General features: G+C 48.8%; 12 protein-coding genes. 2 read left to right on the top strand and 10 right to left on the bottom strand.

Features of this window, described 5'->3' with window-relative positions:
• Positions 1 to 337 precede the first annotated feature (337 nt).
• Positions 338 to 1,084, bottom strand: a complete 747-nt coding sequence (locus KXG62_RS32965; protein WP_218096252.1) for an AAC(3) family N-acetyltransferase — start codon at positions 1,082 to 1,084, stop codon at positions 338 to 340.
• A gap of 976 nt (positions 1,085 to 2,060) precedes the next feature.
• Here KXG62_RS32965 and KXG62_RS32960 point away from each other — a divergent pair.
• Positions 2,061 to 2,258, top strand: coding sequence for an IS3 family transposase (locus KXG62_RS32960; protein WP_425517407.1), 198 nt, complete (start codon positions 2,061 to 2,063; stop codon positions 2,256 to 2,258).
• A gap of 963 nt (positions 2,259 to 3,221) precedes the next feature.
• Here KXG62_RS32960 and KXG62_RS32955 read toward each other — a convergent pair.
• Positions 3,222 to 3,512 (bottom strand): hypothetical protein, encoded by a 291-nt coding sequence (locus KXG62_RS32955; RefSeq protein WP_218096250.1) that lies wholly within the window; start codon positions 3,510 to 3,512, stop codon positions 3,222 to 3,224.
• A 139-nt stretch (positions 3,513 to 3,651) separates the two neighbouring features.
• On the opposite strand from KXG62_RS32955, the gene KXG62_RS32950 reads away from it, so the two are divergent.
• On the top strand, positions 3,652 to 5,679 hold the full coding sequence (locus KXG62_RS32950; RefSeq protein WP_218096249.1) for a hypothetical protein: 2,028 nt from the start codon (positions 3,652 to 3,654) through the stop codon (positions 5,677 to 5,679).
• A 148-nt stretch (positions 5,680 to 5,827) separates the two neighbouring features.
• Here KXG62_RS32950 and KXG62_RS32945 read toward each other — a convergent pair whose 3' ends face one another.
• From KXG62_RS32945 to KXG62_RS32910, 8 genes are all read right to left on the bottom strand, one after another.
• Positions 5,828 to 7,678 carry a glycosyl hydrolase family 28-related protein gene (locus KXG62_RS32945; protein WP_218096248.1) on the bottom strand — a complete coding sequence of 617 codons (1,851 nt, stop codon included), beginning with the start codon at positions 7,676 to 7,678 and terminating at the stop codon, positions 5,828 to 5,830.
• A gap of 52 nt (positions 7,679 to 7,730) precedes the next feature.
• Complete coding sequence (locus tag KXG62_RS32940; RefSeq protein ID WP_218096247.1) at positions 7,731 to 8,963, bottom strand: ABC transporter substrate-binding protein; 1,233 nt, start codon at positions 8,961 to 8,963, stop codon at positions 7,731 to 7,733.
• Between the two features lie 175 nt (positions 8,964 to 9,138).
• Positions 9,139 to 9,942, bottom strand: coding sequence for a histidinol-phosphatase (locus KXG62_RS32935; protein ID WP_218096253.1), 804 nt, complete (start codon positions 9,940 to 9,942; stop codon positions 9,139 to 9,141).
• A 200-nt stretch (positions 9,943 to 10,142) separates the two neighbouring features.
• A complete protein-coding gene (locus KXG62_RS32930) occupies positions 10,143 to 11,066 on the bottom strand; it encodes an AraC family transcriptional regulator (protein ID WP_218096246.1) in 924 nt (307 codons plus the stop codon).
• 120 nt (positions 11,067 to 11,186) lie between these two features.
• A complete protein-coding gene (locus KXG62_RS32925; RefSeq protein ID WP_218096245.1) occupies positions 11,187 to 11,492 on the bottom strand; it encodes a hypothetical protein in 306 nt (101 codons plus the stop codon).
• Positions 11,493 to 11,510: 18 nt separating this feature from the next.
• Positions 11,511 to 11,873, bottom strand: coding sequence for a hypothetical protein (locus KXG62_RS32920; RefSeq protein WP_218096244.1), 363 nt, complete (start codon positions 11,871 to 11,873; stop codon positions 11,511 to 11,513).
• A gap of 596 nt (positions 11,874 to 12,469) precedes the next feature.
• Complete coding sequence (locus KXG62_RS32915) at positions 12,470 to 12,904, bottom strand: MarR family winged helix-turn-helix transcriptional regulator (protein WP_218096243.1); 435 nt, start codon at positions 12,902 to 12,904, stop codon at positions 12,470 to 12,472.
• A gap of 6 nt (positions 12,905 to 12,910) precedes the next feature.
• Positions 12,911 to 13,867 carry a quinone oxidoreductase family protein gene (locus KXG62_RS32910; protein WP_218096242.1) on the bottom strand — a complete coding sequence of 319 codons (957 nt, stop codon included), beginning with the start codon at positions 13,865 to 13,867 and terminating at the stop codon, positions 12,911 to 12,913.
• Positions 13,868 to 14,135: the final 268 nt, after the last annotated feature.

Genomic DNA, 14,135 nt, shown 5'->3' with positions numbered 1-14,135 from the left:
ATATTATATATAGTATATTACAAAGAAATATAATTGTCAGATTGTCCCAAAAACGGCCATATGACAGACATCTAAAACAATCGCAATTCATTGTTTCCCTCCTAAAAATTCAATCTAAAACTATATTTTTAATGATAAATAGAGCGGCCCATGGATACCATTGACCGCTCGCTATATCCGTTCTCATCGGAAGAACTTTAACGCATTGGAATCCACAAACACGTCCGCGTAAAACCCAGTTCCACTGTTGTTAGCTTTTCTTTCTTGTCCCCAGAACCTCCGATCAACAAACGGAATGGATAGAGAAATATCCATGTACCATTCAAGCGAAACTAAACTAATAGTCGGTCAGATAGTTCGGGTCCTGCTTCAGATGTTTGGCAACCATAGCCCGGAGTTGTTTCGCGCTCATTAATCTGGTCGTTGCGTTGCCGAATTTCCCGAGGGTCATGACGCCGGTACTAAGTGCTTCAGGTTCGAGTTTCGTGAATGTGTTGGATCCGACCCGTGCGCAGTGGCGATACTGTGGTGTGTAGTGGCGATCACCTTTGGGCCCGATCGTGTATAAGTCAGCTTTCTCGGCAGAAATCGTTCCGACTGCCCCATCCCATTCCTCAACCCCATGAATGAAAGTGTTACGACTAAAATTAACGCCGATCAGCAGGATCTGGGCACCCCGCTGCCAAAGTTTGTGATAGGTGCCGCCCGCTCCGCACGGGGTTTGCAGATGTTCCTCGCCCGCGATAAAGGACTCGGCATCTTTACCAAAGGCTGCCACTGAGTGGGTCGGGTGCAGAGAACGCACGACTCCTGGACGCTTGCGAAAAAGCTCGGTCAGCGCCCCGATGCATGTTGGCGTATACAGGTTGTCGCAGACCGGATTGTCAGTCCCGACATTGCGCCACGTATGCGCCCCCAGCACGAGCAACCCGTCCTTCATGTAGTCACTCAGCGCATCAAGCACAGTCTCCGCACCACTCTCGACCGCTCCGATTGCCTTGTACGAAATATGGATTTTCAACGTCCCGAGCGGGTCAACGCCGATATTTTGTAGATGCTCGATCAAATCAGTCTTCGTAAACATAATGTACCTCCGTTTATTCTTATAGGAGGATTTTATCACAAATAACGCCATCTACAACCAATGTTTACGAATCTGCCGTAAACGAAAAGTCGGACGTTTAACAAACGGCAAGAACTGTTCGCCATTTATGGATGAAACAATTGTAATAACCATTTATTGCAACTGCTTTGTCTGTCATATTTTGATTTAAAATTATACTGCAAGCATGGGTCATTCAAAACGTCCAGGCATGGAAATTTCCTAGTATGCACCCTCTGCTATTTGATCAGTCTTCGACCGGAGCAACCTGTAATGTACGTTCGATTGACAATCAAATTTTTTTTGGTCTTCACTCTAAAAAAATATTAGTTATATGCGTTTCGAACTATTTGCCTTGTTTTATCATTAGAGTAGCATCAGCACTATCGTACCCATCAGTTGAGCATTGGAGCCCTGCACAGTGAGCGGCTCCAATTGTTACAAACTACAATATCCTCCAATTGCCCAGCATAATTGATTCGGCCTCGTCCCAGAGTCGCGGTAGAAACAGCAGCACGTCCTCGGCACGACGCACAAGGGTGTCGGACGAGATGATGCCGGGATCGAAGACGAATTCTTTAAACGCCGGAAATAGCTCAACTTGTAGTTTTGGGGCATCTGTGGAGAGCATTTTGTGGCATCGGGCGAAGGTCGCTCCGATCCAGAACACTGCTTCACGGTGATGTCACTGCTGAAGAAGAATGGGGTTTTGGCGTGCGCCACGGCGACGTCGAAGGTACGGGAAGGCGCACTCAGAAGATGACTGGTGCGCTGCGGGGTCCAATGCTCGCAGCCCAACAGCCTCAACAATTCCGGATAGATGTCGGTTCGCCCGAACTCCTGAAGCACGTTGTACGCAGCTAGGTAGCGAAGCCGCACGGTAGGATTGCGAAGAGCTGCGACGAGAAGGACGTGTGTGGTGACTCCGGTCACGGGACGCTGCTATGATAACGCGAGGATGGAAAGCTTTTTTGCTACGCTGAAGAAAGAAAAGCTGTACAAGATCCGCACGGAGCACTATCCGATGGCTTATATAAAATCGGTCATCTTCAGGTACATCATGGTCTACTACAACAGACGGCGGATCTACACCTCGAATCCGGGGGGTTGGCCCCCAACTGTTTATCGCGAACGAATGCTGTCTCAAGCCGCGTAGTAACGGAATTTCTGCATGAGTGTGTTTTCTAACTGCACTTTTCTTGACAACTCCAGTCTTGTTTGCAGATGCATAAGCGCGTCCGCTTCCAATATGCGCGCCGTCGCCGTGCAGGGTTCTTTGCTTCCGCCACCCCTGTAAGGTGTAGTAGGCTACTCCCAACTGCTCGGCTGCTTTTCTTGCTCCAATTTCATCGCTCAATCTTACTGCTTCTTCTTTGAATGCTTTGTCGTACTTATTCATTGTCGTCCGCTCCCTCGTTAGCTTTCATTTTATTTCATACGAGGGTGTTTTTCGACTGCATTTTTATCGTAGCACTCCACCTCGTATTTCTTCATAATAGGAATGCTGCCCTTTAGCTTAATGGCCAAGTGAATAATGTATTACAAATCCAAACTTAACTCACCCCTCCTCCTACTAGCTCTCACCACCTCGACAGCCTCGTAACCATCCTGTTTTCACATATTTTTTGAAGCACAGTTTTTTTAATAAAACACTAAAGCTGGGCTTATTTTCGTATTGCCATTTTTAGTTCTATGCTATGTGAAATTTTCCGGTTAGCTTAATGGCCATTGAACAAACATTACAAATTCAAGTTTTTCTATCTCCGCGATTAAGCACCAATGTTTGTGTCGTGATCTTGCGACACAAACATTGGTGCTTTAAAATATAAAATCCCCAATTTACGGGGATCTCAAAGAACATATGTTTGTGTCGCCGGACAACTCAGTCTAATACTTGACATTAATCACTTTATTTTACCACGCTGCCAGTTAGCGCAACGATGGCAGCCGAATATTTTTTCCCGGCCGCCGCCGTGTCATAATTGAGCTATCGTTCTCCGCTTAGCGCAATAAATTCCATTCCGCGGACCTAATTACTGTAATCGGTCAAGTTCTTGACTCTTCGGAAAAAGGCATTTAATTGACGTTCGCCTGCTTGACGCCCGACAACTCGGTTCCCTTACCCCATTCCGACGAAACATTTGAACGATTGGTCCGTCGGATTCGCCTTCAAAATCGCTTGCCCTTCGGCGATCAGACCGATTCCTTTATATATGTTAATCGGCGCGCTCGTCGCATACATTGCCGATCGGAATACGACCGCCGTTTTCGTCTCGTAATAGACGCTTCCACCGACCGTATTTTCGCCCGCATAACGGATGACGCGCCGGTTAACGTTCCGGCAATGGTACGCTCCTGCCGAGAAATATATTTCCTTTTCTCCCGTCAAGGAAAGGAGCGATCGCCTCATCGAACGCCAATGGTCTCCGTCTTCTCTTTTCCGTGCTTTTGTACAATATTACGGCGGGATTGACACAATACAACGAAAACAACCTTTAGTATACTAGCCGTGAAACGAAATGCACAATTGAAATAGAGGAGATATGAATATGGAACTAACGGGTTTCGATCCCACCTCCAAGCCGCTCTTTATGTGTTGTTCGGAGGACAACGATATGTATCGCACACTGCAGCAACTTGGCATCTCAATCAAACGTTACGAAAGCGTTCCCGATGCCCTGTGCGAAATCCATGCCGAAACCGGCTTGTTTGTATTAGCCGACCAATACCCGTCGGCTGCCTATTCGTTTGACGAAGCGCAGCAGCAAGCTGCCTTAAGCAAACGGCTTAAGCTTTACATCGAGTATCCGCAATCGGTTGCCGGCTATTCCGTCGGCTTGCCTCAATCAACGGACAAAGAGCGGGTCGTCGTCACGGCAGATTTTTTCGCCCCAGAGCATCAACCGATGACGATTATGACGATGCATAGCTGCTGGTATGTTCCGATGCAAGCGCAGCAGCAGGATGAGACCGAGGTGCATCTGCGCCTCGGTCGCGTAGCCGGTTACGACAAGGCCGTATATGGATTGCCTAACACAAGCGTGCCGCTCCTGTGGGAATGGACCGGGCGGAACGTCTTGATTGCCGCAAGCGCGTTAAGCCATTGCATTCGCGGACGATATGCGCCAAACGTTGTTTGGCGCGACGTTTGGAAACGTATTTTGAGGTGGGCCGGATATCCGCAGGCTGCCGAATTGTTAAGCTGGGAACCCGTCGTCCGTACGCAATGGAGCAAGCAGGAGCCTTTGCCTCTTAACGCCGAAACTCAGGCTCGGCAGCTCAGCATGAAGTGGTTCCGCGCTCACGCCGCTTACAGCATCGATTTGCGGAAAGGAGCGATCGAAGGCTTCGAATCCAACATCCGATACGACGGCAAGCAGCTCATGCGCGCCTGGCTTCGGGCGGATTGTATCGCCGAGAGCGCAATGGTCTTTGCCTACGATTACAGCTTGACCCAAAATCCGGAAAGCAAGCAGCTAGCGGAAAGCATGCTCGACAGCGTTTGGATGGACCGGAACTTCTATAATGATCAGCGGGATCAGCCGGACTATGGCATGGTCAATTGGTACGACCGCAGGAAAGTGTTCTATGGTGACGACAATGCCCGCGTCATTTGGGCGACGCTGGCTGCACGGCACGCTCTGAATAATGATCGCTGGGACGAGCGCATTTTGACATGCCTGCTGGCCAATCTCCGAACAACGGGTACGAACGGCTTTCGTCGGGGTTATTTGGAAACGAGCAAATCGTTTGTAAACGGTCGCGATTGGCATTTTTATCAGAACGAGGATTTTATTGAAATGTCTCCTCATTATCAATGCTATTTGTGGTCCTGTTATTTATGGGCTTATACGGTTACAGGGTTCGAGCCATTTCTGACGCTGTCCAAAAAAGCGATTCGACTGACGATGGAAGCAACGCCTGCGACATGGAAATGGACGAATGGCCTGACTCAGGAGATCGCGAGAATGGTGCTTCCGTTATCCATGCTGGTTGAAATCGAGGATACAGAAGAGCATAGGGATTGGCTGCTGCAAATGACGGATATGCTGCTGTCTCGTATCGAGCCTTGCGGTTCTATCCGCGATATGCTTGGCCCGATTGATAACGGCCGGTATCCGCCTCCCCGTTCGAATGAGGAGTACGGTCATCATGAAGCATCTCTGATGCAAGAGGAAGGTGACCCCGTATGCGATTTATTATATACGGCGAATTGGGCTTTGATCGGCCTGCACGAAGCATCGACGGCAATCAAGGATGACAAGCTGAAGGAAGCGGTTGACCGGCTTATTGCTTTTTTATGCCGCATTCAGGTTCGTTCGGAAGCTCATCCGTATCTCGATGGAGCATGGATGCGCAGCTTCGATGATGTGCTTTGGGAATATTGGGGCAGCTCGGCCGACAATGGCTGGGGGCCTTGGTGCGTCGAATCGGGTTGGACGAATAGCTGGATCTGCAGTGTGCTGGCTATGCGTGAAAGCGGAGCTCGCCTGTTTGATAGGAGCAGAGCCGACCGGTTCCGCAGTTTGATGCCGCAATTGATAGCCGATATGGACCTGGATGCGGTAACGAACTAAGGAGATCAGCTGAAGCATGGCAGCACGCTCTCGATTCCGAATGGGAATTCGTGAGCGTGCTGTTTTGCTTGCCATCATAAAGACGAACAACACCTCCGCAGCCGCCAAACCGGTACGGAGGTGTTCGTGTGCTGCCGAAAACAACACATTAGATTATTGTTGGGAAAATGATCTGATCGAATCGTACAAGGATATTGCTGCCCGTCCCTGACCATTGTTCGGTGGTTACTTTGCCGTTCGTCAGTACGCGAATCATATTCATCGCCCCCGGTTCGGAGCCGGCCGTCAGAAATGTATGCGCTCGCTTAGGCCTGTACTTGCTCGGCAGCGTAAATAGCGGAGTCGACGATCCTGCCGTTCCTCCTTGCACCGTACCAAACACATGCACGAATCCTTCGGAGTTTTTTGCAAACTTCGGCGATTGATCGGCGGAGGAAGGAACCCAGCCGTTTTGGAGCGTGGCGCTCTGCCACTGCGGAACTTCGGTAACCTCTTCCAAGATGACGCCGTTCGGCGCATACGCCGTGTATGCGTAGCCGGAGACGCTGATGTTGCCGATATAAGTCCGGTCAGCGTAATATTTCAAGCCGACGGAGCCTGCTTTGTTCGTCCCCTGCAATTGTATATTCGACACCATGACATCCTTCAAACCGGTTCCGATAAATATCCCATTCGGACTGGATTCATGGACGGATACGTTGGAAATAACGATATGATCGCCGCTGTTGGCTCCGCCTGCGATGGTGATATCCGTACTCGCCGTCGTAAAGCCGGTTACATGAATGTCGGAGAGCGTAACATTTCTTGCTTTCGTCTGAACGGCTATTACCGGCTGGTTCTTATAATCGAAGGCCGGATCTCCGATCGCCGTAAATCCATTAACCTTTACACGGGCATATGCCGCGATCGACAAAGCTCTCTGCGTAATATCGAGCGAGACCGGTTTCATCTGCGGATAATAGGCGACGCAGTTCGTCATCGTCACATCATAGGCGTTTGGTGAAACAGGCTCTGTGCTCAGATGATGATTGATGTGCAGAAGCTCAAATGAACGCGCTTCTCGGATCGACGTGCAATTCGTAAAGTGAACACCGTAAGCGGCAGGGGCATCATGGTGACCTTTAGCCATAAATCCGCGCCAATTCCCCTCGGATACGCAGTTCGTTACCCACACGTTGCGCGAACCGTCATCGATCTCAAAGCCGACGCCGCCAAAATATTTGCCTGCTTTGGATGCCCCTGTCGAATAGCAATTTTCGATATATATATATTCGGAATGGTGCGTCGTAAAACCGTCGTCCTCGTGACCGTCAGCGATACAATCCGTAATCCAGACATAGCGGCTCGGTTTGTCCGAATAGACGGTATCGCCTTCGTTTACGTATTGAGGACTTGTCACGTCGAAGCAATGAAGCAGCGCGTCTACTGCCTTCACCCTCTGAATCCAGCAATAGCTGGCATTTGCAAGCGTGATGCACGATGAAGCTTGTCCGCCGACGCGTCTCACGTTCGGACGGTTTATATTCCAATCGGCCGTAAAATCTTCCAGCACGATATTCGTGTTTCCCGCTTCGTAATCGCTGTTAGTCACGACCCATTCGCCGTTCGGCGCGTCGTCGGTCAGTTTGATGATTGTGCAATCGATGCCCGCACCGCGCACTGTCGTATTGGAAGGTACTCTAAGCCCTCGCACGCGGTACGTTCCTTCCGGCACATATACGGATACACTTCCGTTCCCAAATGCTGCAGCGAATGCCGCGCTGTCATCCGTTACGCCGTCGCCCTTAGCCCCGAACCGTTTCACATTTACGAAATGGTTGATCTCCGTTCTGTCATGAGGGTCTCCTTTTCCATTTCCATTACCGTTTCCATATACCGAATCCGTTACGCTGCGTCCTGCGGAATAGGCGGAAGTCGCTCCAGCCATGAGCACAGTCGCACCCGTCATCCCTATGGCGGCGATCACTTGACGGCGGCTTACTTTTGCTTTCTCATCCATTATCATTCGTCTCCCTTCAGTGCTCAGAGGAATCAGATTATGCTGCAAAGCATTATTTCCCCGCGAACGCCGCTTCTTTCAATTTCTTGTCGGCCAGCTCTTCCGCGTCGCGAAGAGCCGTATTGACGTCTTTTTTGCCTGTCGCGACTTCACTGTATGCCGTATTCACATACCCGGCAATGAGACTCTGGTATCCGTTCGTCGGAAAAGGCGGAGCTGCGGTTTCCAGCGGGACGGCAGCTTTAATGTTTTTGCCTGCCAGCTGCGGAACGGACGTACCGAGGAGAGAGGAAAGATTGTCGATCTTGATCGGCGGAACGTAGCCGAGCTTGGCTACTTCCTTTTGGAACGGCTCGGAGGCGATATATGCCGAGATTAAAAACGCCAAATCGCGCTTTTCACTTGTTTTCGATATGGCATGAAATGGCACTTGCAAGCCCGAACCTTTGCGGGGGGCATCCTTAAAATACGGAAGTTCAACCATATCCCACTTAAACGGCGCGTCGTACGTGAAGTTCCACGAGCCTCCGCTGCTTCCCACCGCCATCGCTACACGCCCTTCTTTCCACATGGCGTTGTTGTAGCTGGGCAGAAGCTGGTTGCCGTCGATTTGATGAAACCGGGCGAAGTTGTTAATAAAGGTTTTCCAATTGTCCTGATTGATCGTAGGTTTGTTCGTCTTCGGATCAAGAAAGCTTTGCGAAAGCTGGTTCGTGATCGTCAAGAAGCTGATGTTTTCCTGGAACCCCAAGTATTGCACGCCGCCGTCCAAATGCGTAACTTTACGAGCCAATTCGTACGTTTCGTCCCATGTCATGCCGTCCTTCGGATACGGAACCCCGAATCTATCGAATATATCTTTGTTGTAGAACATAGCGGTTGCGGCTACCGCATTCGGTATGCCATATATTTCTTTGCCTGTTCCGAACGACCGCATATAGGACAATACCGAAGGATGAAACTTGTTCAAGTCGTAATTGTATTTTACGATCAGGTCGGAGACGTCATCCTGCAATCCATTGTCTTCCAGAAAAGTGTAAAAGCTGGCTCCCGACACTTTGATCAAATCCAGTTTTACACCCGATAGAATCAGCTGGTTCAGCCCTTGTCCCCCGCTATCTTTGTTTGGCGAAAACAGCTTGATGGACACGTTAGGAAACTTCTTCTTGAGCAGATCCCCATACAGATCGTCGAACATTTTCTGGGTATAACTGCTGGCATTCTCATATAAGCTCAATTCGATCGGGTGTTTCGACAGCTCTGCAATCGCAGTCTCGACATTCATAGCCGGCTTTTCCGTCCTTGATTTGGCCTCGTTAGTTTCATCCTTCGAATCTGTGCAGCCAGCCAAACAGACGATTGCAGCAGATACGGCAAGTAAACCCATCTTAGGTGGTATCATTGAAAAGTTTCCTTCCTTTCGTGATTTGGAATATGTCCATCTCCTGCGCCAAACGATTCTAAAGCGGAACGAGTATTTTTTGCTTTCTCTTGAAGTACACCCATCTCTGAAATCCAATCTGCTTAAGCCGCTCCCGTGCCTCCTCCCAATCGGAAGCCACCCGTGCAGGACTGTGCGCATCTGAACCGAACGTCACATCGACGCCGTAATATAAGGCCCGCTCCAAAATATCATCGGCCGGATACCAAGAGCCACACGTTTTTACGCCTGATGTGTTCAGCTCGATCGCTGTACCGCATGCGGCTATGCCCTGCAAAGCACGGTCGACGGCGGGCGTCTGCACTTGACCCATATCCGTGAAATACACTTTCATCGCATCGATATGCCCGAGTATTTGAAACATCCTGCTGCTGGCGGATTGCAGAATCAAATCGTAGTAAGTCTCTTTCATCTCGAGCTTCTGCTCATCAGACAGTTGATTGAACCGGTTCCGGTTAAAAATCCGGTCTCCTCCGCTATGATGAACGGAACCGATGATATAATCAAAAGGATATTTGTCGTAAATACTCCGATACAGATTGACATGCTCAGGAAAAAAGTCGGATTCGACTCCAAGCAGGACTTCGATTTTTCCCCGATACTGTTCCTTCAGCTCAAGCATCTCTGAAACATATTTCGGAAACTCGCTTGCTGCCATTGCGATTCGCGGATTCGGATGATCGTCCTCACTGGCCAAGTACGGCGCATGGTCGGAAATACCGATTACTTGCAATCCACTCTTGATCCCCGCTTCGATATAATCCCGAATATCGCCGTCGGCGTGGGCGCATCTTTTATGATGTGTGTGCAAATCGAACTTCAACATGGACTGTCTCCCCTCGCGATCTCTATTTAAGTTCAGTATACAGAGCGCCGACAGCGGTGTATTGATTCGAAGACGCCTGAATAGTATGCAAAAGTCGCTGCAAAAGGAATACTCTACAATTTTAACTGAATGTTCCCCTGAATAAACTGAAAAAAAAGCCTGCTACCGTTAGGTATGCAAGCCTTCGCTTTGAGGAATTACTTTTCTTGAGTTTCACTTTGCCGATCGCGGACATACTTCGACGGGGAAACGCCGTACATATTCCGGAAAGCGCGGCTAAACGAATTGATCGAATCATATTGCATAATAGCTGCTATTTCGGTAATGGTGCGTTTTCCTTCTACCAACAGCTCGACCGCCTTTTGCCATTTCTTCTTCGAGAAATAGTCCCGGAGACTTTCTCCGGTTTCACGCGTAAACAGATGCGACAAATACGATAAACTGTAGCCAAAGGCGCTAGATATTTCACCTAAATCTTTAATTTGCAGCAGCCGGTCATCTATATAATGGATCGCGGAAAATACAGCCCGCTTGGCCGAGTTTTCCAACCTGTCTCCAGGGTATGTCGCTTTCCAGTCAGAACAAAAGTTCCGGTACGTCAATACGATGATTTGCTCCAAATAAACTTGAAGCATGGCATCGGAATATGGATTGGCGTGACTCAATTCTTTGATCGCATTAAAAAACGGAACCCCTATATCCAATCGATCTGTCGTGAACGGTTTTTCGATCTGATGAAACATACTTCTAATGGGAAGCAGAGGGTTGTCCTCCACGGATGTATTGAAATGAAAGCCAAAGTAGAAAAAGCGAAAAGGGTCTTCGGCGTTCGCTCCTCCTTGGTGAATGTCGCGCGGCTTGCCGATATACAGATCGCCCGCCTGCAACTCATGACGCAATCCGTTCGTAGCGAACCAGCCTTGCCCAGAAGCGATATACGAGATCTCGTAGCACGGCTGCTTATGCGGCTTCAACACAAACTCGGAATCGCAGCACAAGTCGCCTAACTGATACAACGATATCGCTCTAAGACGTTTCTGATTGGGCGCATGCAGACTATCAAATTGAAAACGTTTCACGCCCGGGATGCTAATGACTTTCGTTGCTTCTGAGTCGGACATCGGATCTAATCCCCTTCATCGAATGGTAACTATCGAATAGACGTCTTCCGACACACCGCTGCTTGATTTCTATTATATATTCGGATTTTCGGAGTACAAGACAATTTAGGTAAAAAGTAATTAAAAGTTAAGTAAAAGCTGCGTTGTGAACCGATTAGGCGCACTCTTCTTCATCCGCCTTCTCAAAGCACGTCCCGCCGCGTAAACAAAAGAAAAGCGATGGCGAGCGCCGCCAAGCCCCATACGAGCAGCACTGGCGCATTCCAACCCCGTCAGGGTCCCCCCATACGGGTAGTACAGCGTCTCATTGCTCGGGCTTGTCAGCAGCAGCATGCCGCCGATCACCTCTCGCGTCTCTTTGTCCAGGATCGTAAGCAGCGTGCTGTTGTCCGGCAAACACTCTAAAAACTGCCGAAAAAAATGCAACGGCTCCGCTGGCGCCCCCTATTGCTTCATCCGCTTCACGTACACACGGTGAAACGCTTCCAGCTGACTGTGGTCGAACGAGACGTCAAACCAGTCGTTCTTGTATACTTTGCGAGTATGGTTACGGTTACTGCTCGAGGAAAGTGCCAGCACCTGCTCCTCGTCGTCCGCCAATGGGAGGACGAAGGTAAAGTTCTGCAAACACGCGTGCCACTGCGGATCGCTCACCTGCTGCTCCTTCAGCCGCAGTTGCACGTAACCGAGCTTGAGCTTGTCTTTGAGGCCAGCCGCGGAAGCGACAGCGAATTGAAAAGCTTCCTCGCCGTCCGCACAAACGTCCATATAGTTGACAAATGGCAGCGACACGCCCACCTTCTTCAAGCTGAGGCTACGCCCGATGACGAGCGGCACGAGCGCATGAATGCGTCCGGCCTCATCAACAACGGCGTTTTACTCGTTGTGCGCGCGTCGATCATGGATTGAAGAGCGTGTACGCAGCCGCGGTAATAGTCCATACGCGGTTTCTTGTTATGAACAAATGAAACTGGTTCTTTGTCGTACCCATATAGAAGGACGGATATAAATCCTGGATCTTGTTCCTCCAGCGGTTTCAGATAATCGATTCCAAGCATTGCCGCGAGTAGTTACAGCGAAGGCAACATAAACATGTAGTTTGATTCCTGCACGTTCTCCATGGAACACAGAGCCCGATGTATGCACCTCCATGTCCCTAACTTAACGGAATGAAAGTCGGATCGCGCCAGCCGCTGACGATGTCGCTGCAAATTGTGTTTGCAGAGCCCACCAAAGGTGAACTGACGTTAATGAGCGCTAAGGCGAAAATCTTTATGTTCAACTTCATCCCATTGTTGTGAAAATAGTGTTTCCATCACATTCTTTAGTTCGTATGCTGTCTATAACGGCATAGAAAGACCATTCCTGTGCTAGGAGTGGTCCCTTAAGATGCAACAACTGTACTAGTCGAGCCTTTGCAGCGATTCGAATAAACGCCTTAAATTATTTAATAATACGTTTTTTTCATCCAAAGTCCAATCAGCCAAGGCTTCTCGCATATTGCGCTCACGGGCGAGCCTGATCATAGCATTGATTTCCTCCCCGTATTTCGTCAATTCAGACAAACGAAATCGAGAATCTGAACTTGATGGATAAGTATGAACCAACCCCGCAGTCTCTAACTTATCGATTTGCCGACTAACACTCGAATAGTTTTTCCCCATCATAGCGGCCAAATCACCAACACTAGTCGGTTGAAGATGAACAATGCCAACAAAGACGCGAAAGGTTGCTGCTTCCAAACTTACGCCAGCATCAGCAATCATTTTCTTATCACGGTCCGGCCGATTGAGAAGGGAAACTAAATCAACCAGCGCTTTAAAAACCTCATTTTCCATTTCTTTTTATTGCACCTTTACTACTGGACGTGGCGTAAGTGGAACACTCCAGGCCTCTTCGATATTTTCCAGTGCAAACTCTGTTATGTCAATCTTTAGCTTCCCCTCGGCGGCCATCTCAAAAACACCTTGAACAGCGGATAACATATCAGCTTTTGAAACACTCTTATCTCCACTACCTACCAGTTCAATAGTTGATGAGCGTAAAATAGATGAAGGTAAATTAATGTTTTCTTGTCCAGATGAAGTTCCGATGCTTACAAAGCGGGTTGCGCGATCCATATTAGTCTTAGAAAGAGCTGCCATGATGGAGAATGCGCTATCGCCCCAAAGATAATCCAATATAACATCGACACCCTCTGCAATAACTGGCATTAGGTCGCTTTCAAACATTTTTTGTCCATAGTCAACTGTCATATCAAATGCAATTGCCTGATCGGCACCAAGTGCTTGTAACTTCGATTTATTGCGTCCCGTAACAATGATCTTATTAGCTCCAAGTCCTTTAGCAATCTGAACCGCTAAACTACCGGATACTCCAGTAGCGCCATTAATCAAGACAGTTTGGCCGGATTTGAAGCCAGCTCGAAATATCAATGCAGCCCATGACGACATAGCCGGGTTAGCGATAGCGGCGGCCGTGAGATCATCAATACCATCGGGTAAACGAACGGTCAGCTTTTCGTTGACAATTGTTTGCTCAGCCAAACTGCCATACGGTGCAGTTGGCAGCGCAAAGTAAACTCGAGACCCATCTACCAAAGTTCCAACACCATCAATACCAGCTACTACTGGAAAATTACCATCAGATGAGTAGTGCAAACCCATTGAACGGAACTTGCTAACTCGACTCAAGGCTGTTGCCGAAACGTTAATTATAACTTGCCCACCTGTTGCAACGGGGGAATCAAAATGACCCATCACGGGAATTGTTCCCTTCTCCTTCACGATTGCTGCCTTCAAAATTACACCCCAGCTTTCACACAGAAATAAGTGCACTTTGCACATAACCCAGTATAACACAAGTTATGTGCAAAGTGCACGTTTTATAGTTCGATAAATAGTTAGTTTTTTGAAAATAGGGTTTGAGCATTTGTTCGCTGAGCTATTAATGGAGTTGTCAATAAAAGTGCAGTTTGAAAACACACTCATACAGGTATCCCGTTACTAAGCTGCTTGCGACAGCATTCTTTCGCGATAAATGGATGGCGGCCAGCCCCCTGGATTAGAG

The organism is Paenibacillus solanacearum (assembly GCF_910593845.1).
Taxonomy (GTDB): Bacteria; Bacillota; Bacilli; order Paenibacillales; family NBRC-103111; genus Paenibacillus_G; species Paenibacillus_G solanacearum.
This window is presented reverse-complemented; position numbering and strand designations above follow the sequence as displayed.

What these genes read in the sequence shown, in the direction of transcription:
- KXG62_RS32965 (WP_218096252.1), bottom strand. Translation starts at nt 1,084, where the DNA reads ATGTTTACGAAGACTGATTTGATCGAGCATCTACAAAATATCGGCGTT.
- KXG62_RS32960 (WP_425517407.1), top strand. Translation starts at nt 2,061, where the DNA reads ATGGAAAGCTTTTTTGCTACGCTGAAGAAAGAAAAGCTGTACAAGATC.
- KXG62_RS32955 (WP_218096250.1), bottom strand. Translation starts at nt 3,512, where the DNA reads ATGAGGCGATCGCTCCTTTCCTTGACGGGAGAAAAGGAAATATATTTC.
- KXG62_RS32950 (WP_218096249.1), top strand. Translation starts at nt 3,652, where the DNA reads ATGGAACTAACGGGTTTCGATCCCACCTCCAAGCCGCTCTTTATGTGT.
- KXG62_RS32945 (WP_218096248.1), bottom strand. Translation starts at nt 7,678, where the DNA reads ATGGATGAGAAAGCAAAAGTAAGCCGCCGTCAAGTGATCGCCGCCATA.
- KXG62_RS32940 (WP_218096247.1), bottom strand. Translation starts at nt 8,963, where the DNA reads ATGAATGTCGAGACTGCGATTGCAGAGCTGTCGAAACACCCGATCGAA.
- KXG62_RS32930 (WP_218096246.1), bottom strand. Translation starts at nt 11,066, where the DNA reads ATGTCCGACTCAGAAGCAACGAAAGTCATTAGCATCCCGGGCGTGAAA.
- KXG62_RS32915 (WP_218096243.1), bottom strand. Translation starts at nt 12,904, where the DNA reads ATGGAAAATGAGGTTTTTAAAGCGCTGGTTGATTTAGTTTCCCTTCTC.